At 56.1% G+C, this 23,929-nt stretch carries 25 protein-coding genes; 11 read left to right on the forward strand and 14 right to left on the reverse strand.

Going from position 1 to position 23,929, the window contains the following annotated elements; all coding sequences use genetic code 11:
* Window positions 1-108: 108 nt before the first annotated feature.
* Window positions 109-546 carry a transcriptional regulator SlyA gene (gene slyA, locus NQH49_RS08760; protein ID WP_007892783.1) on the forward strand — a complete coding sequence of 146 codons (438 nt, stop codon included), beginning with the start codon at window positions 109-111 and terminating at the stop codon, window positions 544-546.
* Between the two features lie 40 nt (window positions 547-586).
* Here the strand turns inward: slyA and slyB are convergent, their stop codons facing one another.
* Window positions 587-1,054 carry an outer membrane lipoprotein SlyB gene (slyB, locus tag NQH49_RS08765; RefSeq protein WP_008110282.1) on the reverse strand — a complete coding sequence of 156 codons (468 nt, stop codon included), beginning with the start codon at window positions 1,052-1,054 and terminating at the stop codon, window positions 587-589.
* A 275-nt stretch (window positions 1,055-1,329) separates the two neighbouring features.
* On the opposite strand from slyB, the gene anmK reads away from it, so the two are divergent.
* From anmK to pdxY, 5 genes are all read left to right on the forward strand, one after another.
* Complete coding sequence (gene anmK, locus NQH49_RS08770) at window positions 1,330-2,451, forward strand: anhydro-N-acetylmuramic acid kinase (protein ID WP_256696343.1); 1,122 nt, start codon at window positions 1,330-1,332, stop codon at window positions 2,449-2,451.
* Between the two features lie 9 nt (window positions 2,452-2,460).
* Window positions 2,461-2,790, forward strand: coding sequence for an MliC family protein (locus tag NQH49_RS08775; protein WP_256696344.1), 330 nt, complete (start codon window positions 2,461-2,463; stop codon window positions 2,788-2,790).
* A gap of 22 nt (window positions 2,791-2,812) precedes the next feature.
* Window positions 2,813-3,469, forward strand: a complete 657-nt coding sequence (pdxH, locus tag NQH49_RS08780) for a pyridoxamine 5'-phosphate oxidase (RefSeq protein WP_176971533.1) — start codon at window positions 2,813-2,815, stop codon at window positions 3,467-3,469.
* A gap of 139 nt (window positions 3,470-3,608) precedes the next feature.
* The gene (gene tyrS / locus NQH49_RS08785; RefSeq protein WP_154194163.1) at window positions 3,609-4,883 is read left to right on the forward strand and encodes a tyrosine--tRNA ligase; all 1,275 of its coding nucleotides are present in this window, start codon (window positions 3,609-3,611) and stop codon (window positions 4,881-4,883) included.
* Window positions 4,884-4,939: 56 nt separating this feature from the next.
* Window positions 4,940-5,800: a pyridoxal kinase PdxY gene (pdxY, locus tag NQH49_RS08790; RefSeq protein ID WP_256696345.1), complete on the forward strand. Its 861-nt coding sequence runs from the start codon at window positions 4,940-4,942 to the stop codon at window positions 5,798-5,800.
* A gap of 71 nt (window positions 5,801-5,871) precedes the next feature.
* Here the strand turns inward: pdxY and gstA are convergent, their stop codons facing one another.
* From gstA to dtpA, 3 genes are all read right to left on the reverse strand, one after another.
* Window positions 5,872-6,477, reverse strand: a complete 606-nt coding sequence (gene gstA / locus NQH49_RS08795) for a glutathione transferase GstA (RefSeq protein ID WP_256698401.1) — start codon at window positions 6,475-6,477, stop codon at window positions 5,872-5,874.
* A 99-nt stretch (window positions 6,478-6,576) separates the two neighbouring features.
* Window positions 6,577-7,458, reverse strand: coding sequence for a LysR family transcriptional regulator (locus tag NQH49_RS08800; RefSeq protein WP_256696346.1), 882 nt, complete (start codon window positions 7,456-7,458; stop codon window positions 6,577-6,579).
* A gap of 136 nt (window positions 7,459-7,594) precedes the next feature.
* The gene (gene dtpA, locus NQH49_RS08805; protein ID WP_256696347.1) at window positions 7,595-9,100 is read right to left on the reverse strand and encodes a dipeptide/tripeptide permease DtpA; all 1,506 of its coding nucleotides are present in this window, start codon (window positions 9,098-9,100) and stop codon (window positions 7,595-7,597) included.
* A gap of 652 nt (window positions 9,101-9,752) precedes the next feature.
* On the opposite strand from dtpA, the gene NQH49_RS08810 reads away from it, so the two are divergent.
* A complete protein-coding gene (locus NQH49_RS08810) occupies window positions 9,753-10,442 on the forward strand; it encodes a CTP synthase C-terminal region-related (seleno)protein (protein ID WP_256696348.1) in 690 nt (229 codons plus the stop codon).
* Between the two features lie 32 nt (window positions 10,443-10,474).
* Here the strand turns inward: NQH49_RS08810 and NQH49_RS08815 are convergent, their stop codons facing one another.
* The 10 genes from NQH49_RS08815 to ydgT form a co-directional block, all read right to left on the reverse strand.
* Window positions 10,475-11,419 carry a zinc-dependent alcohol dehydrogenase family protein gene (locus tag NQH49_RS08815; protein ID WP_372340032.1) on the reverse strand — a complete coding sequence of 315 codons (945 nt, stop codon included), beginning with the start codon at window positions 11,417-11,419 and terminating at the stop codon, window positions 10,475-10,477.
* A gap of 10 nt (window positions 11,420-11,429) precedes the next feature.
* Window positions 11,430-12,065 (reverse strand): endonuclease III, encoded by a 636-nt coding sequence (gene nth, locus NQH49_RS08820; protein ID WP_256696349.1) that lies wholly within the window; start codon window positions 12,063-12,065, stop codon window positions 11,430-11,432.
* Window positions 12,062-12,763: an electron transport complex subunit E gene (locus NQH49_RS08825; protein ID WP_008110261.1), complete on the reverse strand. Its 702-nt coding sequence runs from the start codon at window positions 12,761-12,763 to the stop codon at window positions 12,062-12,064. Before NQH49_RS08825 ends, nth begins: the two co-directional genes overlap by 4 nt.
* Window positions 12,756-13,391 (reverse strand): electron transport complex subunit RsxG, encoded by a 636-nt coding sequence (gene rsxG / locus NQH49_RS08830; RefSeq protein ID WP_008110260.1) that lies wholly within the window; start codon window positions 13,389-13,391, stop codon window positions 12,756-12,758. Before rsxG ends, NQH49_RS08825 begins: the two co-directional genes overlap by 8 nt.
* Before the next feature lie 2 nt (window positions 13,392-13,393).
* Complete coding sequence (rsxD, locus tag NQH49_RS08835) at window positions 13,394-14,452, reverse strand: electron transport complex subunit RsxD (RefSeq protein WP_256696350.1); 1,059 nt, start codon at window positions 14,450-14,452, stop codon at window positions 13,394-13,396.
* A complete protein-coding gene (rsxC, locus tag NQH49_RS08840; RefSeq protein ID WP_256696351.1) occupies window positions 14,453-16,642 on the reverse strand; it encodes an electron transport complex subunit RsxC in 2,190 nt (729 codons plus the stop codon). It lies immediately after the preceding gene.
* Window positions 16,635-17,216: an electron transport complex subunit RsxB gene (rsxB, locus tag NQH49_RS08845; RefSeq protein ID WP_008110257.1), complete on the reverse strand. Its 582-nt coding sequence runs from the start codon at window positions 17,214-17,216 to the stop codon at window positions 16,635-16,637. The genes rsxC and rsxB overlap by 8 nt, the downstream gene beginning before the upstream one ends.
* Window positions 17,216-17,797 (reverse strand): electron transport complex subunit RsxA, encoded by a 582-nt coding sequence (gene rsxA, locus NQH49_RS08850; protein ID WP_008110256.1) that lies wholly within the window; start codon window positions 17,795-17,797, stop codon window positions 17,216-17,218. The genes rsxB and rsxA overlap by 1 nt, the downstream gene beginning before the upstream one ends.
* Before the next feature lie 123 nt (window positions 17,798-17,920).
* A complete protein-coding gene (locus tag NQH49_RS08855; RefSeq protein WP_256696352.1) occupies window positions 17,921-18,364 on the reverse strand; it encodes a DUF2569 domain-containing protein in 444 nt (147 codons plus the stop codon).
* Between the two features lie 110 nt (window positions 18,365-18,474).
* Complete coding sequence (gene ydgT / locus NQH49_RS08860) at window positions 18,475-18,690, reverse strand: transcription modulator YdgT (protein WP_036650139.1); 216 nt, start codon at window positions 18,688-18,690, stop codon at window positions 18,475-18,477.
* Between the two features lie 674 nt (window positions 18,691-19,364).
* On the opposite strand from ydgT, the gene ytfQ reads away from it, so the two are divergent.
* The 4 genes from ytfQ to yjfF are packed head-to-tail and all read left to right on the forward strand — an operon-like array spanning window position 19,365 to window position 23,890.
* Complete coding sequence (gene ytfQ / locus NQH49_RS08865; RefSeq protein WP_008110249.1) at window positions 19,365-20,321, forward strand: galactofuranose ABC transporter, galactofuranose-binding protein YtfQ; 957 nt, start codon at window positions 19,365-19,367, stop codon at window positions 20,319-20,321.
* Window positions 20,322-20,377: 56 nt separating this feature from the next.
* Window positions 20,378-21,898: a sugar ABC transporter ATP-binding protein gene (locus NQH49_RS08870; RefSeq protein WP_256696353.1), complete on the forward strand. Its 1,521-nt coding sequence runs from the start codon at window positions 20,378-20,380 to the stop codon at window positions 21,896-21,898.
* On the forward strand, window positions 21,891-22,907 hold the full coding sequence (ytfT, locus tag NQH49_RS08875; RefSeq protein ID WP_008110246.1) for a galactofuranose ABC transporter, ATP-binding protein YtfT: 1,017 nt from the start codon (window positions 21,891-21,893) through the stop codon (window positions 22,905-22,907). Before NQH49_RS08870 ends, ytfT begins: the two co-directional genes overlap by 8 nt.
* Entirely contained in the window at window positions 22,904-23,890 is a 987-nt protein-coding gene (gene yjfF / locus NQH49_RS08880; RefSeq protein ID WP_256696354.1) for a galactofuranose ABC transporter, permease protein YjfF, read from the forward strand. The genes ytfT and yjfF overlap by 4 nt, the downstream gene beginning before the upstream one ends.
* Window positions 23,891-23,929: the final 39 nt, after the last annotated feature.

Here is a 23,929-nt window from a genome sequence, read left to right on the forward strand (position 1 = left end):
AGACGGCAAGCGTATATGCAGGCCTGGTATTTGTAATTTGCCAGGTAAACTCGCAGAATAGTGTAAAATCTGGCTTAATAGCTAGCAAGCTAATTATAAGGAGATGCAATGGATACGCCCTTGGGAACCGATCTGTCTCGCCTGGTGCGCATTTGGCGCGCGTTAATCGATCAGCGTTTAAAACCGCTTGAGTTGACACAAACACACTGGGTGACGCTACACAATATTCATCAACTCCCGCCAGAGCAGTCTCAGATTCAGCTGGCAAAAGCCATTGGCATTGAGCAGCCTTCACTGGTGCGCACGCTGGATCAGCTGGAAGAGAAGGGATTAATCACCCGCGCGACCTGCGCCAACGATCGCCGTGCCAAGCGCATCAAGCTGACCAAACAGGCTGAGCCGATCATCGAGCAGGTTGAGAATGTGATTGATGCCACGCGCGATGACATTCTTTCCGGCATCAGCCTGGAAGAGATTAATCAGATGGTGACGCTGATTGCGCGGCTGGAAAAAAATATTCTCGAGTTTCACAACCGCGAGAAATAAAAAAACCGACGCCAGGCGTCGGTTTTTTTTATCTACTCGCTTAACGTGGCGAAACGGTAACCTGGCTGCCGTTTGACGCCATCACGACGCGCTGGCCAACCGAGTAACGGGTGGCAGCTTGTTTCTGCACCACCATGATGGTGTTGCCATCATCCTTGCGGATTTCCAGCTCGACACCGTCAGATTTGTTAACCGCACCCTGCACGCCCTGACCGGCTACGCCACCGAGTACCGCACCGCCTGCGGTTGCCAGACTGCGACCGCTGCCGCCGCCAATGGTGTTACCGAGGAAACCACCCAGCACTGCACCACCAATTGCGCCAATCACGTTGTTTTCATCGCCGCCCTGGATTTTCACCGGACGAACCGAAACCAGCGTGCCGTAGGAAACACTTTGTACTTGTTTAGCTTCACTGGCGCTGTAAACGTCACCGGAAAGGGTGCTGTCGTTGGCACAACCTGCCAGAGTTAAGCCGGTCAACGCCACGGCTACAAAACGCTTAATCATCAGAACGCTCCTTAATGCAAATAAACGCCATATTTCTCATCCTGTACTGCACAGAGTATAAGACAGAAAACTGGCAAATGACTCTAAGTCCGTATAATACGCGGCTGGGGCGAAGCATAGACCGTCTCCCATCAACAAAAATTCAATTACCTGCAGAAAATATTTCTGAGCTGGAACAGACTGCGCAGTGACGCTGAAAAGCGGAATTTTATCATAGAATTAGCCCCGGTAATTTGCCAGGCTTAAGCCAGATGATGTTAAGGGAGTGAACCGCTATGAAATCAGGACGCTATATTGGCGTGATGTCCGGCACCAGCCTTGATGGCGTGGACGTGGTACTGGCGGCCATTGATGGGCAAATGGTGGCGCAGCAGGCCAGCTATTGTCATCCCATTCCGCAGGAATTACGCCAGCAGGTGTTGGCCATTTGTCAGGGACAATCCTTGACGCTATCGCAGCTCGGGCAGCTGGACACGCGGCTTGGCAAACTGTTCGCCGAGGCGGTATTGACCTTGATGCACCAGCAGTCGCTGGAAGCCAGCGACATTATGGCGATTGGCTGCCACGGACAAACGGTGTGGCATGAGCCGCAAAGTGATGCGCCCAATACGCTGCAAATTGGCGATAACAACCAGATTGCGGCGGCCACCGGCGTGACGGTGATCGGTGATTTTCGTCGTCGCGATATGGCGCTCGGCGGGCAGGGCGCGCCGCTGGTGCCGGCCTTCCATCAGGCGCTGTTAATGGACAGCGTCGAGCGCCGCATGGTGCTGAACATCGGCGGCATCGCCAATCTGTCGCTATTGATTCCAGGCCAGCCGGTACGCGGTTTTGATACCGGTCCGGGCAATATGCTGATCGATGCGTGGATTTGGCGCAACAAAGGTTTGCCATACGATAAAGATGCCGCCTGGGCGCGCAGCGGTCAGGTGGTTCCGGCGCTGCTGGAGTTAATGCTGGGCGATCCGTGGTTTGCGCTGCCGCCGCCAAAAAGCACCGGACGCGAATATTTCAATCTCAGCTGGATTGAGCAGCAGTTGCAGCGTTTCCCGGCGCTGGCACCACAAGATGTGCAAGCCACGTTGACTGAGCTGACGGCGTTGACCATCGCGCAGCAGGTTCAGCTCAACGACGGTTGCGATCGTCTGTTGGTGTGTGGCGGAGGCAGCCGAAATCCGCTGCTGATGGCGCGCCTCGCCACGCATCTGTCGGGTACTGAAGTGGGTACCACCGACGAAGCGGGCATCAGCGGGGATGATATGGAAGCGCTGGCCTTTGCCTGGCTGGCGTTTCGTACATTAAATGGCTTACCGGGCAACCTGCCAGCGGTAACCGGCGCGCGGGAGATGAGTGTATTGGGCGCGATTTTTCCGGCCAATCCCCGACCTATTCGTTAAGAGGTGAAGATGAAAAAAACAATTATGGTGCTGAGTAGCGTGGCGATCTTGAGTGGCTGCGGCATGATGCATAAACAGCAAGAGACTCCACAACAGCTGCGCTATCAGTGCGGCACCTTGCCGCTGACGGTCACCCAGGATAATGCGAAGCAGCAGGTGAGTTTTATTCTGGATGGCAAGCCGCTAACGCTGACACAAACGGTCTCGGCCTCTGGCGCGCGCTACAGCGACGGCACTTACGTCTTCTGGTCAAAAGGCAATGGCGCTTTTGTTGAACGTAATAACAAAATCGTGATTAATGATTGTGAATTGCAGAACGCGGATACCTCCGCTCAGTAAACGTTAGAGAAAGAGAAACAGCATGAGCGACAGTGACAGCTTGCAAAATATTGCCCATCTGCGTCGTGAATACACCCGCGGCGGGCTGCGACGTAAAGATCTGCCCGATAATCCTCTGGCGCTGTTTGAGCAGTGGCTGCAGCAAGCCTGCACCGCGCAGTTGCCGGATCCGACGGCGATGACGGTGGCTACCGTTGACAGCAGCGGCCAGCCTTATCAGCGCATCGTGCTGCTTAAGCACTACGACGAGCAAGGCATGGTGTTCTATACCAACCTCGGCAGCCGCAAGGCGCTGCAGCTGGCAGAGAATCCGCGTATTTCGCTACACTTCCCGTGGCATTTCCTGGAGCGTCAGGTGATGGTACTGGGCGAGGTGGAAAAACTGTCGCCCCTCGAGGTGCTGAAGTACTTCAGCAGTCGCCCGCGTGATAGCCAGATTGGTGCGTGGGTGTCGAAGCAGTCGAGCCGTATTTCTGCGCGCGGCGTGCTGGAAGGCAAGTTCCTCGAGCTTAAGCAGAAATTCCAGCAGGGTGACGTGCCGCTGCCGAGTTTCTGGGGCGGTTACCGCGTCAAATTCCACACCGTGGAGTTCTGGCAGGGCGGCGAACATCGCCTGCACGATCGCTTCCTCTACCAGCGTAATGATAATGGCTGGTCGATTGACCGTTTAGCCCCGTAAAACTGCGTTTTATCCCCTTTCAACGCTGGCGCAGTTGGCGTCAGCGCTTTATGCTATAGCCCTCTTTTTTTTCGTCTCCGCACGTCGGCGGAAAGCTGTGTACCAGCCTAGGTGCAGTCTGATCAATTTGGAGTCAGTGATGACCAGCAGTAACCTGATACAACAATTGCAAGAAAGGGGCTTAGTCGCCCAGGTAACGGATGAAGAAGCGTTAGCAGAGCGACTGGCGCAAGGGCCAATTGCACTCTATTGCGGCTTCGATCCTACCGCTGATAGCTTGCATTTGGGCCATCTGGTGCCGCTGCTCTGCCTGAAGCGTTTTCAGGATGCCGGACACAAGCCGGTTGCGCTGGTGGGTGGTGCCACCGGTCTGATTGGCGATCCCAGCTTTAAAGCAGCAGAACGTAAACTTAACACCGCTGAAACCGTTGGCGAGTGGGTCGATAAGATCCGCAACCAGGTCGCACCTTTCCTCAGCTTCGATTGCGGCGACAACAGCGCGATTGCCGCGAACAATTACGACTGGTTTGGCGGCATGAACGTGCTGACCTTCCTGCGCGACATCGGTAAACACTTCTCAGTGAATCAGATGATCAACCGCGAAGCGGTGAAACAGCGTCTGAACCGTGAAGATCAGGGCATCTCCTACACCGAGTTCTCCTACAACCTGCTGCAGGGTTATGACTTTGCAGAGCTGAACAAACGTCACGATGTGGTGCTGCAGATTGGCGGTTCCGATCAGTGGGGCAACATTACCTCCGGTATCGATCTGACGCGTCGTCTGCATCAGCAGCAGGCGTGGGGATTGACCGTACCGCTGATCACTAAATCTGACGGCACCAAATTCGGTAAAACCGAAGGTGGCGCGGTATGGCTGGATGCGAAGAAAACCAGTCCTTACAAGTTCTACCAGTTCTGGATCAACACGGCGGATGCAGACGTATATCGTTTCCTGAAGTTCTTCACCTTCATGAGCATTGAAGAGATCAATGCGCTGGAAGAAGAAGACAAAAACAGCGGCAAAGCGCCACGCGCGCAGTACGTGCTGGCTGAGCAGGTGACACGTCTGGTGCACGGCGAAAGCGGCTTAACGGCGGCAAAACGCATCACCGAGAGCCTGTTCTCCGGCAGCCTCAGCGCGATGACCGAAGCAGACTTCGAGCAGCTGGCGCAGGACGGCATGCCCACCATCACGCTGACGGCAGAAGACGACTTGCAGCAGGCGCTGGTGGCGGCTGAGCTGGTGCCATCACGCGGCCAGGCGCGCACCATGATCGGTTCTAACGCGGTCTCGCTCAATGGCGAAAAACAGTCAGATGCGGAGTACCGTTTCAGCGACAGCGATAAACTGTTTGGACGTTTCACGTTGTTGCGTCGCGGTAAAAAACATTACTGCCTGATTAACTGGCAGTAAGCGTTCAGGGCCGGGTTCCGGCCCTTTTTTATGGCAAGACAGCAGTACAGGGCAAAATGAAAAATATTCTCGCAATTCAATCTCACGTTGTTTACGGACACGCCGGTAACAGCGCTGCCGAATTCCCGATGCGCCGCATGGGCGCAAACGTTTGGCCGCTGAATACCGTGCAATTTTCTAATCACACCCAATATGGTCACTGGACCGGCACCGTGATGCCCGCCACACATTTGACCGACATCGTTAAAGGCATTGCGGCGGTGGACCGCCTGAAGACCTGTGATGCGGTATTAAGTGGCTATTTGGGATCGGCGGAGCAGGGCGAACAGATTCTGGAGATCGTGCGCCTGGTGAAAGAAGCCAACCCGAACGCATGGTTCTTCTGCGATCCGGTGATGGGCCATCCGGAAAAAGGCTGCATCGTGGCGCCGGGCGTGGCGGAGTTTCACTGCAAAATGGCGTTGCCCGCCAGCGACATCATCGCGCCAAACCTGCTGGAGCTGGAGATGCTTAGCGGGCATGAAGTGGCCAACGTGGAGCAAGCGGTGGTGGCGGCACGAGAACTGATTAGCAAAGGCCCGAAAGTGGTGCTGGTGAAGCATCTGGCGCGCGCCGGACGCCGCAGCGACCGCTTTGAGATGTTGCTGGTGACCGCCGATGAGTGCTGGCACATCAGCCGTCCGCTGGTGGACTTTGGCGTGCGTCAGCCGGTTGGCGTGGGCGATCTCACCAGCGGCCTGCTGCTGGTCGATCTGCTGCACGGTAAGTCGTTAAAGGATGCGCTGGAGCACATCACGGCGGCGGTGTATGAAGTGATGCTGAAAACTCACGAAATGGGCGAGTACGAATTGCAGTTGGTGGCCGCGCAGGATGCAATTGCCAAACCGACGCAGCATTTCGCGGCAGAAAAGCTGTAAATTCCTTGTTAGGTGCGCATGAATGCGCACCTGCAATCCAGGTCGCCATGAATGGCGACCCTACGACAGTATTAAATCAAACCCTCCGCCTTCAACGCCGCCTGCACCGCTGGACGTTCCGCAACCCGGCTAAACCATTCTTCCAGCGCATCCAGTCCCGCTAAATCCAGCTTGATGGCTTTAGCCCAGCGCGTCACTACGAACAGATACACATCGGCAACGGTAAAGCGTAATCCCAGCAGCCACTGCTTATCCTGCAACGCCTCATTCACCTGCTGATATTTCTTCTCCAGCTGCGCACGCGCAATGGCTTTGTACTCTTCTGGCGTATCAGGACGGAACAGCGGGCTAAAACCCTTGTGCAGTTCGCTGCTGACATAACTTAACCACTCCAGCGTGTGATAGCGCGTCAGGCTGCCGGTCGGGGCCAGCAGGTTGCGATCCGGCTTGAGATCCGCCAGATACTGCACAATCGCCACGCCTTCTGTCAGGATGCTGCCATCATCAAACTGCAGCGCCGGCACTTGTCCTTTCGGGTTAATCTGCCAGTAATCTTCTCCTTGCTCGGTCACTTTCTTCTGCAGGTCCACGTTCACCTGGGTAAAGTCCAGTCCGCATTCCAGCGCGACAATATGCGGTGATAGCGAACAGGCACCGGGCTTACAATAGAGTTTCATCATGGCTTCTCCTTGAGTGTTGTGGTGATCGAAGCAGCATAAGTCTGCCAGGGATTTTTGCCAGTGACAGCGATCAGGAATTGCGGTCACCGTTCAGGTTTATTCAGCAAAGCATGGCAGTAATGGCAGCTTTTCGAGCGCAAAATCCCAAAATTGCCGCACTTTAGGCGTCATATTCTTCACGCGCTGGGTGACTAACTGCACCGGCAACGGGGCCGGCTCCCATTCAGGCAGTAAACGCAGCAATTTTCCACTGTGGATATCGTCGAGAACCTGATACGACAGCAGCCGTCCAATGCCGTGTGCGCTGCGCAACGCTTCCAGCTGGCTCTCCACATCATTAACCCGCAGACGCGGCGTGATGCGCACGCGCAGATCCTGGACGAAGCGCCACTCGCGCGTATGGCGCAGGCTCGTCACTAACGCATGTTGAGTCAGTTCAGTGGGATGAAGAGGCGTGCCAGCCTGTTGCAAATAGTCGGGGCTGGCAACCAGCGTTGAACGCACCGTGCCAACCTGACGCGCCACCATCGAAGAGTCCTGCAGTTCGCCAATGCGCAGCGCGATATCAAGACCGTTTTCGATCAGGTCCTGATAGGTGTCGCTGAGCACCACTTCAATCTGCATCTCCGCATGCTGTTGCAGAAAGGCATTCACTAAGGGCATGACGTGGCGACGACCAAACTGCACCGGTGCGGTTAAACGCAGCAAGCCATGCAGGCCGCTGTGGTGAGCGCTGTCGATGGCGCGCTGATAATCGCTCAACACCCGTTGCGCCTGCTCAAACAGCTGCCAACCGGCTTCGGTGGGTGCCAGCTGGCGGGTGGTGCGTTCAATCAGGGTGGTGGCGAGACGGGCTTCGAGGGTATTAAGAGTGCGAGTGATCACCGGTGGCGATCGCTGTAACAAACGCGCGGCGCCAGCCAAACTGCCTTGCTGGATAACCGCGACAAACACCTCAAGCTCATCAAACCTGTCCATGCTTCTTCCACGCTGATTAACAGTGAGCCGACATCATGAAGTTAAGTGAGCGAAAAGCGAAGTGTGAGCAGCAGAAATCGTTAAAGGAAATGTGAATAGCGGGCAGAAAAAAGCCGGGACAAGCCCGGCTATCTGATTACTGATTGGCGTTAGCGCGTTTCAGTTCAGTTTGACTGTCATCCTGCGTCATGCGGTTCAGCAGTGGCGCGGTAATCAACATCAGCAGGGCAATCACGCCGGTAGCAATACCAATCTGCTGGAACACATGGCTGTAAACTGCCAGCGAAGTATGCGGATCGGTCACATCACTCGGTACTGCCATCAGGTTGGCGACTTTACCCGCAATCATTGCTGCACCGGCGGTGGTCAGGAACCAGGAACCCATGATGAAGCCCATCAGGCGCTGTGGAACCAGCTGTGCCACCATCGCCAGGCCCAGGCCGGAAATCATCAGCTCACCGATGCTCTGCAGCGCATAGCTGAGGATCAGCCAGTTCACCGAGACGATACCGGCTTCGTTGGCAAATTTGGCACCAAACGGCAGCACCAGGAAGGCCGCTGAACACAGCACCATACCGAAGGCGAATTTGTGTGGCATCGGCATTTTATCGCCGAGCTTGTTATACACTGCCGCCAGAATCGGGCTTGCCAGCATAATCCAGAACGGATTCAGCGCCTGGAACTGCTCTGGCTCAAAGGTGATGCCGAGAATCGCATGCTCAACGTTGCGGATAGCGAAGAAGTTGAGTGAGGTTGGCATCTGCATATAGAGCACGAAGAACACAATCGCTTCGACCATCAGCAGGAAGGCCACGATCATCTTACGGCGTGCCGCACCTTTCAACGCGAAAGCTTCTTTGGCGAAGATCACCACGATACCCGCGGCGATGACGCCCAGCGTCATACGCGCGATGCTCTGGTGATGCAGCAGCCAGGCCGCCAGCGCAATCAGCGCTACCACGCCAACCAGCGTCATCAGCAGTTTACCCATCTGCAGCGGGGCAAAATCCGGCTTGGAGCCGTAGTTTTTCACCACGCGCTGGAAGAACAGGAAGTTCAGCAGCGTAATGACCAGACCGACAACCGACAGCGAGAACGCCGCGCCCCAGCCATATTTCGCAGCCAGCCACGGCGTCAGCATCATCGAGAACAGCGAACCGATGTTGATCGACATGTAGAACATGGTGAAGGCACCGTCGAGGCGCGCGTCATCTTTCTCATAGCAGGTCGACAGTAAAGAAGACGGGTTAGCTTTAAACAAGCCGCTACCCACCGCGATGGTCGCCATACCGATGTACACCATTGAGGTGTCATGGCCGGAGAAGGCAATCAGCGCATAACCCAGCGCCAGCACCATCACGCCGAGCACGATAACGCGTTTTGTACCCAGCACTTTATCGCCGAGCCAGCCGCCGATGGCGACTAAACCGTAAACCAGTGCGCTAAACGAGGTGAACAGCGTAATGGAGTCCGCTTCGGACATGCCCAGCTGTTTAACCAGGTAAACCGCCATGATGGCTTGCAGACCGTAGTAACCAAAACGTTCCCACAGTTCGATGGAGAAGATCAGATAAAACGCTTTTGGTTGCTTAAAAGCGTTGAGGCTTGGCGCCCCGTCAGTGTGTTTGTTTGCAGTTGACACGTGTACCTCAGTTTTAACATAGCCTGTTTTGCGACAGGAATTAAGTCTGCGTCGGGCTGGGTAATCCCGCGCAACATTGTTATTAGAAAGGAAAAACGGCGACTAATTTGGCTGAATCAGTCCAACAGGGCAAGCATTTTCTGCACGCTGAAATACTTGCAATAGGTAGGGTTAATGCCGTTATACAAAGTTGTAAATCAGTGTTAAATCTCGCTGCGTGGCATTATATCAGGATAAATAGGTGAAATGCAGATCTGGAAGATCATTTTCCTGATATAAACTGCTCAGAGAGACATTATTGGAATATAACGCTAAAGTTCATAAATTATACAGAGATTATTATTGCTGTTGCGCAGAATATAAGCACAACAGCTTGATTGGTGAGCGTAATAAGCAGTCAAAAGATTCCAGATCGCTAATTAGTTGATCCTGCGCACAAAACCGTGAATTAATTAGCGTGGTAAAAGAAGAAATCTTTTGCGGAACTGACATCTGGCGAATATTAGCGCGATTGGGTGCATTATTTGCCAGATAAACAGGCCGCCATAAGCGCAATGCGTGGAAACGAAAGACGCAACAATCGGCATTTGAGGCGTTTAGACAGCGCATTAACTTTGCTGTAACCTCCTTTTTTCCCTGAAAAGACGTAGTCATGATGATGTCGATTCGTGTTGCCCTGATTGGCGATTACCGTGCTGATGCCGTTGCGCATCAAGCCATTCCTCCCGCCGTACAACTCGCTGCAAAAACCCTTTCCCTTGACGTTAGCGCCGACTGGATTGCCACTCCCGAGCTCGACCAACATAACCTCAATGATTACCAGGCGATATGGCTGGTACCGGGCAGTCCTTATCTCAATGATGCGGGCGTGTTTGCCACTCTTCGCTGGGCGCGGGAGAGCGGTAAGCCATTTTTGGGTTCGTGTGGCGGATTCCAGTACGCCATCGTGGAGTACGCGCGCAATGTGCTGGGCTGGGAAGATGCGGCGCATGCGGAAACCGATCCCGGCGGTCGCTGGGTGATTGCGCCGCTGGCGTGTTCGCTGGTGGAACAGCACGGAAGCGTCACTTTCCAACCGGGTTCACGTATTGCAAAGGCTTACGGCGCATTGCAGAGCGATGAGGGTTACCACTGCAACTATGGCGTTAACGCAGAATTTAGCGCAGCGCTGGCGACGCAGAACCTGCAGATCACTTCCTGGGATTTGGACGGCGATGTACGTGGCATTGAATTGACCGATCACCCGTTCTTTGTCGCCACCTTGTTCCAATCCGAAAGGGCGGCGTTACAAAACCGGCTTTCGCCGTTGGTGATCGCGTGGCTGCAAGCCGCCGCAGGTTAAATACGTAGGGTCGCCATTCATGGCGACCTCTATCAGCTGATCTGCAACAACGGCTTACGCTCCCGCCCCGATTGGTGATAGCACTGAATCGCCTCCCGCCAGTGCGCCAGCGGGAAAATTTCTACCTCGCCACACTCACTGGCACGTAACAGCGGCCAGAGCTCACTGAACAACCGTTGCCAATCCTGATGCGCTAAATCCTCCAGCGTATGCCGGACGTGAAACCAGTGCAGCGCCGGACGTGGCGCATTAACCCGCACCGGCTTGCCGCTCAGCACGCCATAAGCAATGAATTCAGCGTCGACAGACAAAGCTTGCCAAATCAACTGGCCGATTTCTCCGCCGACCGCATCAAACACCCGATCGCACTGCTGCGCGGCGGCAGCAATCTCGGCCCGCTGCGTTTCAGCCAGCGCAGCAATGCCCAATTGCTGCAAGCGGGCACCATGCTGCGGCGCACGATGAATCGCAGTGATGCTGCTTGCGCCCATCTGTCGCGCCCACTGCGCCAGTAACAGGGCACAAGCGGAACCGCCTGCGGTGATCAACACGCGCTTACCGGCTGGCGACCACTGTTTAAGCATCAGCAACGCCGCCAGTGGATTGATATAGGCGCGTGCCGCCAGCGTGGTGCTGATGTCGGGCGGAACCGGCACCGCACTCAGCGGATCGCAATCGACATAACGCTGCCAGGTGCCGACGCCGCGCAGCGGCAGCACGCGCTGGCCAAGCAAATGGCGAAACGCCGGCGGAGCAGCCACCACCGTGCCGACGCCTTCATAGCCAGCGATGAGCGGCGGCGAGACGCGATGGCGATAGGCGCCGGTAATCGGAATCAGGTCGGAAGCATTGATGGGAGCAAACTGCATCGCCACGCGCAGCAGGCCAGCCGCGCAGGGCGCTAAAGCAGAGGATTCGAGCGTAAGTACGCTGGCAGGATCGCCAAACTGCCGATAAGCGAGGGCGAGATTGCTTATCAGCAGCGATTCAGAGTTCGGTTTTGGCGTCGAATTCACACAAATCTTCGATCAGACAGGATCCGCAACGCGGTTTGCGCGCCACGCAGGTATAACGACCGTGCAGAATCAGCCAATGATGGCAGTCGACTTTAAACGCCGCCGGCACCACTTTCAGCAGTTTGTCTTCCACTTCTTCCACGTTCTTACCCGGCGCGAAGCGGGTGCGATTGCTAACACGAAAAATATGCGTATCGACAGCAATCGTCGGCCAGCCAAAAGCGGTATTAAGCACCACGTTGGCGGTTTTGCGCCCGACGCCCGGCAGCGCTTCCAGCGCCGCACGATCTTCCGGCACTTCGCCGCTGTGCTGTTCCAGCAGAATGCGGCAGGTCTTGATGACATTCTCCGCCTTGCTGTTAAACAGGCCGATGGTTTTGATGTACTCCTTCACGCCATCCACGCCGAGCGCCAGAATGGTTGCTGGCGTATTCGCCACCGGATAGAGCTTCGCGGTGGCTTTGTTGACGCTAACGTCGGTGGCTTGCGCGGAGAGTAACACCGCAATCAACAGCTCAAACGGCGAGCTGAAGTTCAGTTCTGTGGTGGGATGCGGATTCTCATCACGCAGGCGCGTCAGGATTTGCGCGCGTTTCTCTTTATTCACACCGCTTTCCCGGTTGCGCCTTGCGGCTCGGCTTCAGGCGCTGCCGCACGTGTGGCCGCACGCTGTTTCATCTTCTGATCGATCAGGTATTTCGCCGCCAGCAGCATGCCGAGGCCGATAAAGGCGCCCGGTGGCAGCATCGCCAGCAGCATCGGGGAATCAAAATGCACCACTTCAATACGCAGCGCTTTGGCCCACGGTCCCAGCAACTGATCCGCACCGTTGAACAGCGTACCGCTGCCAATCAGTTCACGAATCGAACCCAGCGTCACCATCGCGCAGGTTGCGCCCATGCCGATGGCAAAACCATCCAGCGCGGAGAGTGGAATGCTGCTCTTCGAGGCGACCGCTTCGGCGCGACCCACCACAATGCAGTTGGTGACGATCAGCGGGATAAAGATGCCGAGCGACTGATACAAACCGTACGCGTAGGCGTTGATCAGCATCTGCACGCAGCTCACCACCGAGGCGATGATCATCACGTAAATCGGGATACGGATTTCAGCCGGCACCCAACGACGTGAAGCAGAAATTGCGCTGTTGGTGATGGTCAACACCAGCGTGGTCGCCAGGCCTAAGCCGAGGGCATTGGTGGCGGTTGAAGTGACCGCCAGCAGCGGACAGAGGCCGAGCAGCTGCACCAGCGCGGAGTTATTTTTCCACAGGCCGCCGACCAGTAAATTCTTGGCTTCACTCATTTGCATCTCCACATTCAGGCAGCGAAGATAACTTCGCTGGCAGTGTTTCAATCAGCAGCGCGGTGCGCTTAGTGGCGTTGACCACCGCACGTGGCGTAATGGTTGCGCCGGTAAATTGGTCGAATTCACCGCCGTCTTTTTTCACCGCAAAATTTTTGTCATCAGCGCCGTGGATCACTTTGCCATTGAAGCTGTTGATCCAGTCTGAAATACGCAGTTCGATTTTATCGCCAAGGCCCGGCGTTTCATGATGTTCAACCACGCGCACGCCCAGCACTTTGCCGTGGAAATCGGCCCCGACCAACATCTGAATCGCCCCAGAATAGCCGTCTGGCGCGGTGGTCTCAAGCGCCGCCGCCACCGGCTGATCGCCCTTGCGCGCTAAATAGAGATGATGCGGTTTCCCATTGCCCAGCGCCACCGCATCGGTCACCAGATAACACTCTTGCTGGATGTGATTGTCGTACAGATCGGTTGGCACCACCTGATCTAACAGATTTTTCTGTTGCAGCGCGGTCTGATGCTCCACCGTCGGTTTGGTGACATAGTTAACCACCGCCGTCACACCAGTGGTGATCACTGCAAACGCCGCCAGCGTCACCGCATTTTTACGAATAGCTTCGATCATCTTCAGTCCTTGCGATGGCCGTAAACGCGCGGCTGGGTGTAGTAATCAATCAGCGGCACACAAATATTGGCCAGCAATACCGCGAAGGCGACGCCGTCCGGATAGCCACCAAAGCTGCGAATCAGCCACACCAGCAAACCAATCAGCGCGCCATAAATCAGGCGTCCGCGGTTGGTGGTGGATGCCGTTACCGGATCGGTGGCAATAAAAAACGCGCCAAGCATGGTGGCACCCGAGAACAGGTGAATCAGCGGTGAGTTAAGCGACTCCGGCGAGAACAGCCAGCCCAGCGTGGCGCAGAACGCCAGCGAGACGAGGAAACTGACCGGAATGTGCCAGCGGATGGCATTTTTCGCCAGCAGCAGCGCGCCGCCCAGCAGATAACCGAGGTTAATCCACTGCCAGCCGAGACCGGCTAACACGCCGCTGTAAATCGGCTGCGCCAATAACTGATCGGCGCTGTGTCCGGCACGCAGACCGGTTTTAAAGGTATCGAGCGGCGTCGCCTGGCTGACGCCATCAACGCCGAGTTGCAGCTGTTGCATGGTTTCACCGGCCAGCGTGTGGTGGGTGAAGATCATGCTGAGCGAATCCAGCAGGCCAGGTTTGATCGCCTGCAAACTATCGGGCGGCAGCCAGCTGGTCATCTGCACCGGGAAGGAGATCAGCAGCACCACGTAACCCACCATCGCCGGGTTAAACGGGTTTTGCCCCAAACCGCCGTACAGCTGTTTGGCGATGACGATGGCAAAAATCGTACCCAATACCACCAACCACCACGGCGCGAGCGGCGGCAGGCTGATGCCGAGCAGCAACGCGGTGAGCAGGGCAGAATTATCGGATAAGGTCGGCACCACCGGCGTTTTGCGCAAGCGCAGAATCGCCCCTTCGGTGGCCCACGCGGTGGCGGTTGCCAGCAAAACCTGAATTAAAAAACCTACGCCAAAGAAATACCATTGTGCGGCCATGCCCGGCAGCGCGGCAAACACCACCAGCAGCATAATATTTCCGGTGCTGCGGCGGTTGTGGGTATAGGGAGAACTTGCAATACGAAAAGCCATTTAATCCTCAGTCGTCGAAGGCTGCTGCTGCGCTTTACGCGCTTTGGCACGGGCGACCGCAGCGGCAATTGCCGCTTTGCGTGGGTCGGCGGAGTCAGGAGAGGCAGCAGCCTCCACTTCAGGAGATGTGGCTTCAGCCTGCTGCGCAGCCGCCGCAGCGGCTTTTTTCGCTTTGGCGCGCGCTATTGCCGCTTCAACGGCGGCTTTGCGCGGATCGACTTCAGCAGCAGGTGCGTCAGCGGGCGGTTCGGCAGGTGCCGGTTCAGCAGGTTGTGCGGCAGCGGCGGCTTTTTTGGCTTTCGCGCGCGCAATCGCTGCTTCAACGGCGGCTTTGCGTGGATCGACTTCAGCAGCAGGTGCTTCAGCGGGCGGCTCGGCAGGTGCCGGTTCAGCGGCAGCGGCGGCTTTCTTCGCTTTCGCACGGGCAATCGCCGCTTCAACGGCAGCTTTGCGCGGATCGACTTCAGCCACCGGTTCAGCGGCAGGCGCTATCTCAGCCGCAGGTGCGCCCGCTTTCTTCGCCTTCGCACGCGCAATTGCCGCTTCCACCGCCGCTTTGCGCGGATCGCCAGACTGACGACTCAGCGCCTGCGTTTCAGCTTGCTTCTCGGCCTGCTGCGCTAAGGCTTGCGCGTGACGCGCTTCGCGTTCCGCAGCATCCTGCTCCGGCGTTTTTTCCTGACGCGCTTTCACACGTGCCACGGCAGCATCCCGTTCACCCTGATCGCTGCGCGCCACGCGCTGTTTGGCGTTTTCATGACGCGCTTCACGCGCCTGTTTTTCGCGCTCCAGGCGTGCCAGACGCGCTTCAAAACGCGCTTTCGCTTCGGCGGTGCGTTTCGCTTCGAGGTCGATGGCGCGCAGTTCCGCTTTCTCCTGACGATAATATTGCACCAGCGGAATGTTACTTGGGCAGACGTAAGCGCAGGCACCGCACTCAATGCAGTCATCAATATTGTGGGCGCGCGCTTTTTCGTGATCGCCGCCCTGGCTGTACCAGAACAACTGCTGCGGCAGCAGCTTGGCCGGACAGGCATCGGCGCATGCGCTGCAGCGGATACAGGATTGTTCTTCCTGATCGTTGCCCATTTCGCTGGCGGACGGCGCCAGAATGCAGTTAGAGATTTTCACCAGCGGTACGTTCAGCGACGGCAGGGTAAAGCCCATCAGCGGACCGCCCATGATCACCATCTGGCGCGATCCCGGCGTAAAACCGGCATGCTGCAGCAGATGGCTCACCGGCGTACCGAGACGTCCCCAGACGTTGCGCGGACGCGCCAGCGCTTCGCCGGTCAGCGTGACCACGCGTTCGGTGATCGGTTCGCCGTCAACAATAGCGCGTTTTACCGCCCACGCTGTGCCGACGTTCTGCATCAACACACCGATATCGGTGGAGCGTCCGCCGTGTGGCACTTCGAGACCGGTAAGAATCTGCGTCAGCTGCTTCGCGCCGCCAGAAGGATACTTGGTGGGGATGACGCGAATCTGCAATTCACGATCGCCACCCAATGCCTGCTTCAGCGCAGCAATGGCTTCAGGTTTATTATCTTCAACGCCGATCAGCACGCGTTCCGCCTGCAACACCCACGCCAGAATGCGGCAGCCCTCCAGCACTTCGGCGGCGCAATCCTGCATTAAGCGGTCATCGGCGGTGATGTACGGCTCGCACTCGGCGGCGTTGATGATCAGGGTTTTGACGCCGCGCAGGCCGCCGCGCAGTTTGGTGGCGGTCGGGAAGCCCGCGCCACCCAAACCGGCAATGCCGGCATCGTGAATGCGCTTGACGGCCTCTTCACGCGACAGGGCGCGGTAATCGGGCTGCGGATCGAGCGTGGTCCAGCGATCTTCGCCGTCGGCACGCAGAAAAATGCACAGCTCGGAGAGGCCAGAAGGGTGCGCCGTCATGTGTGGCGCAATCTCTTCGATGGTGCCGGAGGTCGGGGCGTGCACCGGCAGCATGCGTCCGCTGCCGAAGGTCAGCGGTTGACCGCGTAACACTTTGTCGCCAGGCGCGACGCAAATCTCGCCTTCATGGCCGATATGCTGTTTTAACGGAATGATAAAGCGCTCAGGCAGCGGTAACTGACTCAGCGGCGTGCCGTTGGACTGTGTTTTCATTTCCGGCGGATGAATGCCGCCCTGAAAATCCCACAGCTTCTCTTTGCGGAACAGGTTAAACAAATTAAGCATGGGTTGTTTCTACCGGGATCACCCGTACAGGAATGGTGTCGAGATTCCACTTCCAGTTGGCCGTGGTGGTGGCAACCGGGCGCATCTCAATGCAGTCGGTCGGGCAAGGCGCAACGCAGAGATCGCAGCCGGTGCAGACATCGCTCAGCACGGTGTGCATGGCGCGCGTGGCACCGACGATGGCGTCCACCGGGCAAGCCTGAATACATTTGGTGCAGCCGATGCAGTTCTCTTCATCGATCCACGCCACGGTACGTATCGGCTCCAGCACTTCTGCGCCGCCGTCGAGCGGTTGCGGTTCAACGTTGAGCAGCGCGGCCAATTTGAGCATGGTCTGCTCGCCGCCGGGCGCGCATTTATTGATGGCTTCGCCGTTATTACCTACCGCATCGGCATACGGGCGGCAGCCGGGATAGCCGCACTGCCCACACTGGCTCTGCGGTAAAATCTCATCGATCTGTTCAACAATCGGATCTTCTTCCACCTCGAAGCGACGCGAGGCGTAACCGAGCAGGGCACCGAACACCAGGCCCAATGCAGCAAGTGCGACAATCGCAATCCAAATCGCGGTCATTAGAATTTCACCAGCCCGGTGAAGCCCATAAAGGCCAGCGCCATCAAACCAGCGGTGATCAGCGCAATCGAGTTGCCTTTAAACGGTGCAGGAACATTCGCCAGCACCAGACGCTCGCGCATGCCCGCGAACAGCACCATCACCAGCGAGAAGCCGAGTGACGCGCTGAAGCCATATAGCGCCGCTTGCAGGAAGGTGTGATTCAAATTAACGCTCAAGAGTGGCACGCCCAGCACCGCACAGTTGGTGGTGATCAGCGGCAGGAAAATGCCGAGCAGGCGATAAAGTGACGGGCTGGTTTTGCGCACCACCATTTCGGTGAACTGCACGACAACAGCAATCACCAGGATGTAGGCGAGGGTACGCAGATAAACCAGATCGAGCGGCACCAGAATCAGGTGGTTCACCAGCCAAGCGCAGATCGCCGCCAGCGTGATCACGAAAGTGGTGGCAAGTCCCATGCCGATGGCCGTTTCCAGTTTTTTTGACACGCCCATAAAGGGACAAAGGCCGAGGAATTTGACCAACACGAAGTTGTTCACCAGCACTGTGCCAATAAAGAGAAGTAAGTAATCGGTCATTTTTTAACCTGGGAAGCCGAAAGGCGTCTATTATCCGGAATTGAGAGGTGCATCTCAACCTTCACCGGGTTTATGTGGTCGTTGAGAGCACTCAGAATTAAATTGCTGACGAAACTCACATCATTATGGCTGGATAAACGTCTGTTTCACGCGTTGAGAGCGTTTGAAATAGGGCACAAACACCGCCGCAGCCAGCAGTGACAGCAGCAACGTCTGAATCGCCTTGCCGTCGGCAACCGGCGTGAAGGCAAAGGTTTTTAACGCCAGCAAAATCGTCATCAACAGCCACAGAATGTAGTGGCGAGGTAAGCGACGCGAACGTTTACAGAAAATCCAGCACACCCACAGGCTGTAAAGCCAAACCACCGCAGCGGTCAGCAGTGAAATCGACCATTGCGTGAGCAATATGCCACCATGTGAGAACAGCGTAGTACGCAATTCGGGATTGAACAGCGGGCTCAAATACATCGCTACCACCAGCGCGCTGGTCAGCATGGTCATGATCAGCCACGCCAGCGGCAGCAATAACCAGCCAGCGATACGTGGCGGGAACACCTGTTCGGTCATCGGGAAGATCCTGTTTGCAGAAAAGAGGGCGATGCAGAGCGTATCATGTCCAAACGGGGCACGCCCGACCTGGACAACGCAAGAGCGCAGATAAAGAGAGGGTAAATCAATTAGATCACGTAACGCCAGACGGTTTTAGGCACGCGGCCCATGTCGAACAGACGTCCGCCAGAGACCAGTTCAGCACGTCGATGGTCGGCAGCGCGATACATATTGATGATCTCATTATCATCAGTCAGCGAATAATTAAGATGGTCGTAGAGTTTTTCCAGACTATCGAGATTATTCACTTTGCGGAATTTCAGCAGGTAATCTAACGCAGTCATGATTGCCATTTAAATATAAAGTACTCGGAAGTGCCCAAGTATAGGGAGCACGCAGCGAGAGTCCATACACGACTTGTAAAAAAAAACAAAATTCAGACAACATGCGCTAATTCGCTCATGAAACGACACTTTTTTGCCTTTTAATGGTTTTAAACGCGTATTTGAAAAGCGATTTAAGGCAAATTCAGGCCGGTAATTAGGGGGTATGTGAGAAAATCTCACACTAATTAATCCATACTGGTTAGCCATTATTTATCCTTCTCTATAATAGTTATTTCCGATCGTGCCGCTGACGAATCTGCTAATTATTCGCGACTGGCCGGCAAATTTATGCACACGCCATGAAACCAGCACTCACAATCTGTGCGAGCAGTCACAAAACCAATAATTGATTGTCCGGACAGAGAATAACCATTCTTTACGTACCCGCTGTAATCGTTTTCAGTAGTGAGAAACATAACCGATTCTGTTTATTACATTTATTTAACCACCTGCGCAATAATTAGCAGGCATTTTGTCCATAACGGCACGCTCACTAAAGCCTTGCCCGTTCGCGTAACTCCTTTAATTCACTCTGATTTGTGAAGTAAGTCGCGCTTGTTTACGCGCTTTTCAGCCAGGCTTAATTCGCGTTTTGTACCCCTACAACACACTCCCTTCAGAGGAATGAAATTATGTGGAAACGTTTACTCTTGACCGCCATGGTGAGCTCGGCACTGAGTACGTCGGTATTGGCTGCTGATATGACGGTGGGCTTCTCACAGGTTGGCTCGGAATCTGGCTGGCGTTCAGCAGAAACCAATGTGGCAAAAAGTGAAGCGCAAAAGCGCGGTATCACATTGAAAATCGCCGATGGCCAACAGAAACAAGAGAACCAAATCAAAGCGGTGCGCTCGTTCATTGCGCAGGGCGTTGATGCCATCTTCATTGCGCCAGTGGTGCAAACGGGATGGGAGCCGGTGCTGGAAGAAGCCAAAGACGCCAAGATTCCGGTGTTCTTACTCGATCGCGCCATCGTGGTGAAAGACAAATCGCTGTATATGGCGGTGGTCACCGCTGATAACGTGCTGGAAGGCAAGTTGATTGGTGACTGGCTGGTGAAAACCGTTGCGGACAAAAAATGTAACGTCGTCGAGCTGCAAGGCACCGTTGGCGCCAGCGTGGCAATTGACCGTAAGAAAGGCTTCGCCGAAGCCATCGCGGGACACGACAACATCAAAGTGATTCGCTCGCAGTCCGGCGACTTTACCCGCAGCAAAGGTAAAGAGGTGATGGAGAGCTTTATCAAGGCGGAAAACAACGGCAAGAACATCTGCATGGTTTACGCGCATAACGATGATATGGCGATCGGTGCCATTCAGGCGATCAAAGAAGCCGGTTTAAAACCAGGCAAAGATATCCTGACCGGTTCGATTGACGGCGTGCCCGATATCTACAAAGCGATGCTGGCCGGTGAAGCCAATGCCAACGTGGAGCTGACGCCAAACATGGCGGGTCCGGCATTCGACGCGCTGGAGAAATTCAAGAAAGACGGCACGATGCCGCCGAAAATCATCAAAACAGAATCGAAACTGTATCTGCCGGACTCCGCGCAGGCACAGCTCGATACCAAAAAAGGCATGGGTTACTGATCCCCGCAACCGCCCTTCGGGGCGGTTTTTGATGACGTAAGGCGAGGGAGAAACCGATGAGCACCTCCGATGAAACCGCACTGCTGACCATCAGCGGCGTCAGCAAAGGCTTTCCCGGCGTGAAGGCGCTGGATAATGTTTCGTTCAGCATCCGCAAGGGCGAGATCATGGCGCTGCTGGGTGAAAATGGCGCGGGCAAATCTACGCTGATTAAAGTCCTGACCGGCGTTTACACCCGCGATGCCGGTACGGTCACCCTGAATGGCAAGGCGATTACGCCGCACAATACCGCTGATGCACAGGAGATGGGCATTGGCACCGTTTATCAGGAAGTGAATCTGCTGCCGAATATGTCGGTAGCAGACAATTTGTACATTGGCCGCGAGCCGCGTCGCTTGGGCATGATCGATCGCAAGCGCATGGTGCGCGATGCCGATGCGCTGATGCGCAACTACGGCTTTGTGCTCGATGTGACGCGACCGCTGGGCCATTACTCGGTGGCGATGCAGCAGATCATTGCGATTTGCCGCGCGGTCGATCTCTCCGCGCAGGTGCTGATCCTCGATGAACCGACCGCCAGCCTCGATGCCAATGAAGTCGAAATGCTGTTTACCCTGATGGCGCAGCTGAAAGCCAAAGGGATGAGCCTGATTTTTGTGACCCACTTTCTCGACCAGGTTTACCGCATTACCGATCGCATCACTGTGCTGCGTAACGGCCAGTTTATTGCCACGCGCGATACCGCCACGCTGCCGCAGATTGAACTGATTAAGCTGATGTTGGGACGCGAGTTGCTGGAAACCGCTTTGCAGCGTCAGGGCAGCACGCTGCGCAGCAATCAGCCGGTGGTGTCGTTTGAAGATTACGGCAAGAAGGGCACCATTGAACCGTTCAACCTGCAGGTGCGACCGGGTGAAGTGGTGGGCCTGGCCGGCTTGCTCGGTTCAGGCCGTACCGAAACCGCCGAAGTGCTGTTTGGCATTCGCCGCGCCGATCGCGGCACTGCGACCATCAAGGGCAAAGTGCAGAGCATTCGCACGCCCGCGAAGGCCTCGCGTCTCGGCATGGGCTTCTGTCCGGAAGATCGTAAAACCGACGGCATCATTGGTGGCGCATCGGTACGCGAAAATATCATTCTGGCGTTGCAGGCGCAGCGCGGCTGGCTGCGACCGATTAAGCGTCGTGAGCAGCAGGAGATCGCCGAGCGCTTTATCAAGAGCCTCGGCATTCGCACGCCGCATGCCGATCAACCGGTTGAGCTGTTGTCCGGCGGCAACCAGCAAAAAGTGCTGCTGTCGCGCTGGCTGGTCACTAAACCGCAATTCCTGATCCTCGACGAGCCAACGCGCGGCATCGATGTGGGCGCGCACGCCGAGATCATTCGCTTAATTGAAACCCTGTGCGCCGACGGATTGGCGCTGCTGGTTATCTCCTCTGAACTCGAAGAACTGGTGGGCTATGCCGATCGCGTGTTGATCATGCGCGATTTGAAGCAGGTGGCCGAAATCCCGCTGGAGCAGCTGTCGGTGGCCGCGATCGTCAACGCCATCGCTGACGGAGGAGCACAACATGCTTGAATCCCCTATGACACATGACAAACCCGAACGGCGTAAGCCAAAGCTGCCGCCTGGCATGCCGCAGATTGTGGCGTTGATTCTGGTGCTGCTGGTGGATAGCCTGGTGGCGAATAACTTTTTTGCCATCCACATTCAGGATGGCCGTTTGTTCGGCAGCCCAATTGATATCCTCAATCGCGCCGCGCCGGTGGCGCTGCTGGCGATTGGCATGACGCTGGTGATTGCTACCGGCGGCATCGATCTGTCGGTGGGCGCGGTGATGGCGATTGCCGGTGCGACGGCGGCGACGCTGACCGTGGCGGGGCACAGTTTGCCGTTCATCATTTTGGTGACGCTCGGTACCGGCCTGGCCTGCGGTTTGTGGAATGGCATTTTGGTGGCGTTGCTAAAAATCCAGCCATTTGTCGCCACCTTGATTTTGATGGTGGCGGGACGCGGCGTGGCGCAGCTGATTACGCAGGGGCAGATCGTCACCTTCAACAGCGATAGCCTGGCGTGGTTCGGCAGCGGTTCGTTGTGGCTGCTGCCGGTGCCGGTGTGGATCACGTTGCTGGTGGCGTTAGTGGTGTGGCTGTTGACGCGCAAAACCGCGCTCGGACTGTTTATCGAGGCGGTCGGTATTAACCTGCGTGCAGCGCGCAATGCCGGTGTGAATGGCTGGCTGGTGGTGATGTCGACCTATGTGATTAGCGGCATGTGTGCGGCGGTGGCGGGCATGATCGTTGCCGCGGATATCCGTGGGGCCGATGCCAATAACGCCGGATTGTGGCTGGAGCTGGATGCGATTTTGGCGGTGGTGATTGGCGGTGCCTCGCTGATGGGCGGGCGCTTTAATCTGGTGCTGTCGCTGATTGGCGCGTTAATTATTCAGTCGATGAATACCGGTATTTTGCTGTCCGGCTTCCAGCCTGAACTCAATCAGGTAGTGAAAGCGGTGGTGGTGATGTGCGTGCTGCTGCTGCAGTCGCCACGCTTTATTGCCATGTTGAAACGGAGACGCCCGAAATGATGAAACGTCATCTGCCCTTGATGATCACGCTGCTGGTATTTGTGGCGGGTTATCTGTTTTGCCTGAGCCAATTTCCCGGCTTCGCCTCAACGCGCGTGATCTGCAATATCCTCACCGACAATGCCTTCCTCGGCATTATTGCCGTGGGAATGACGTTCGTGATTTTGTCCGGCGGGATTGATCTGTCGGTGGGCGCGGTGATCGCCTTCAGCGGCGTGTTTCTGGCGCGAGTGATTGGCGATTATCATCTCGATCCCATTCTGGCGTTTACGCTGGTGCTGGCGATGGGCGCACTGTTTGGCGCGATGATGGGCTGGTTGATCGATGCGCTGAAAATTCCGGCATTTATCATTACGCTGGCGGGGATGTTTTTCCTGCGCGGCTGCAGCTATCTGGTGTCGGAGAATTCGATTCCCATCGATCATCCGCTTTACACCACGCTGTCGAGCCTCGCGTGGAAGATCCCCGGCGGCGGCCGCTTGAGTTTGCTGGCGCTAATTATGCTGGTGGTGGTGCTGGGCGGCATTATTCTGGCGCACCGCACGCGTTTTGGTAATCAGGTGTATGCGATTGGCGGCAGCCTGACTTCGGCGCAGCTGATGGGCGTGTCTACGCGTGCGACCACCATTAAGATTTATATGTTGTCGACCACGCTGGCGACGCTGGCGGGCATTGTGTTCTCGATTTATACCTCGGCGGGCTATGCGCTGGCGGGATTGGGCGTGGAACTGGACGCGATTGCCTCGGTGGTGATTGGCGGGACGTTATTGTCCGGCGGCGTCGGCACGGTGTTGGGCACGCTGTTCGGCGTGTTGATTCAGGGATTGATTCAAACCTGGATTAACTTCGACGGTACCTTGAGTTCATGGTGGACCAAGATCGCCATCGGCATTCTGCTGTTCGCCTTTATCGCGCTGCAACGCCTGTTAACGGTTATGTGGGATCGCCAGCAGAACGCCCCTGTCAAAAGATTAACCTCTTAAATTCTTCTCCGCTTTCGTAGGGTGGCCATTTATGGCCAC

Source organism: Pantoea trifolii, assembly GCF_024506435.1.
Taxonomy (GTDB): Bacteria; Pseudomonadota; Gammaproteobacteria; order Enterobacterales; family Enterobacteriaceae; genus Pantoea; species Pantoea trifolii.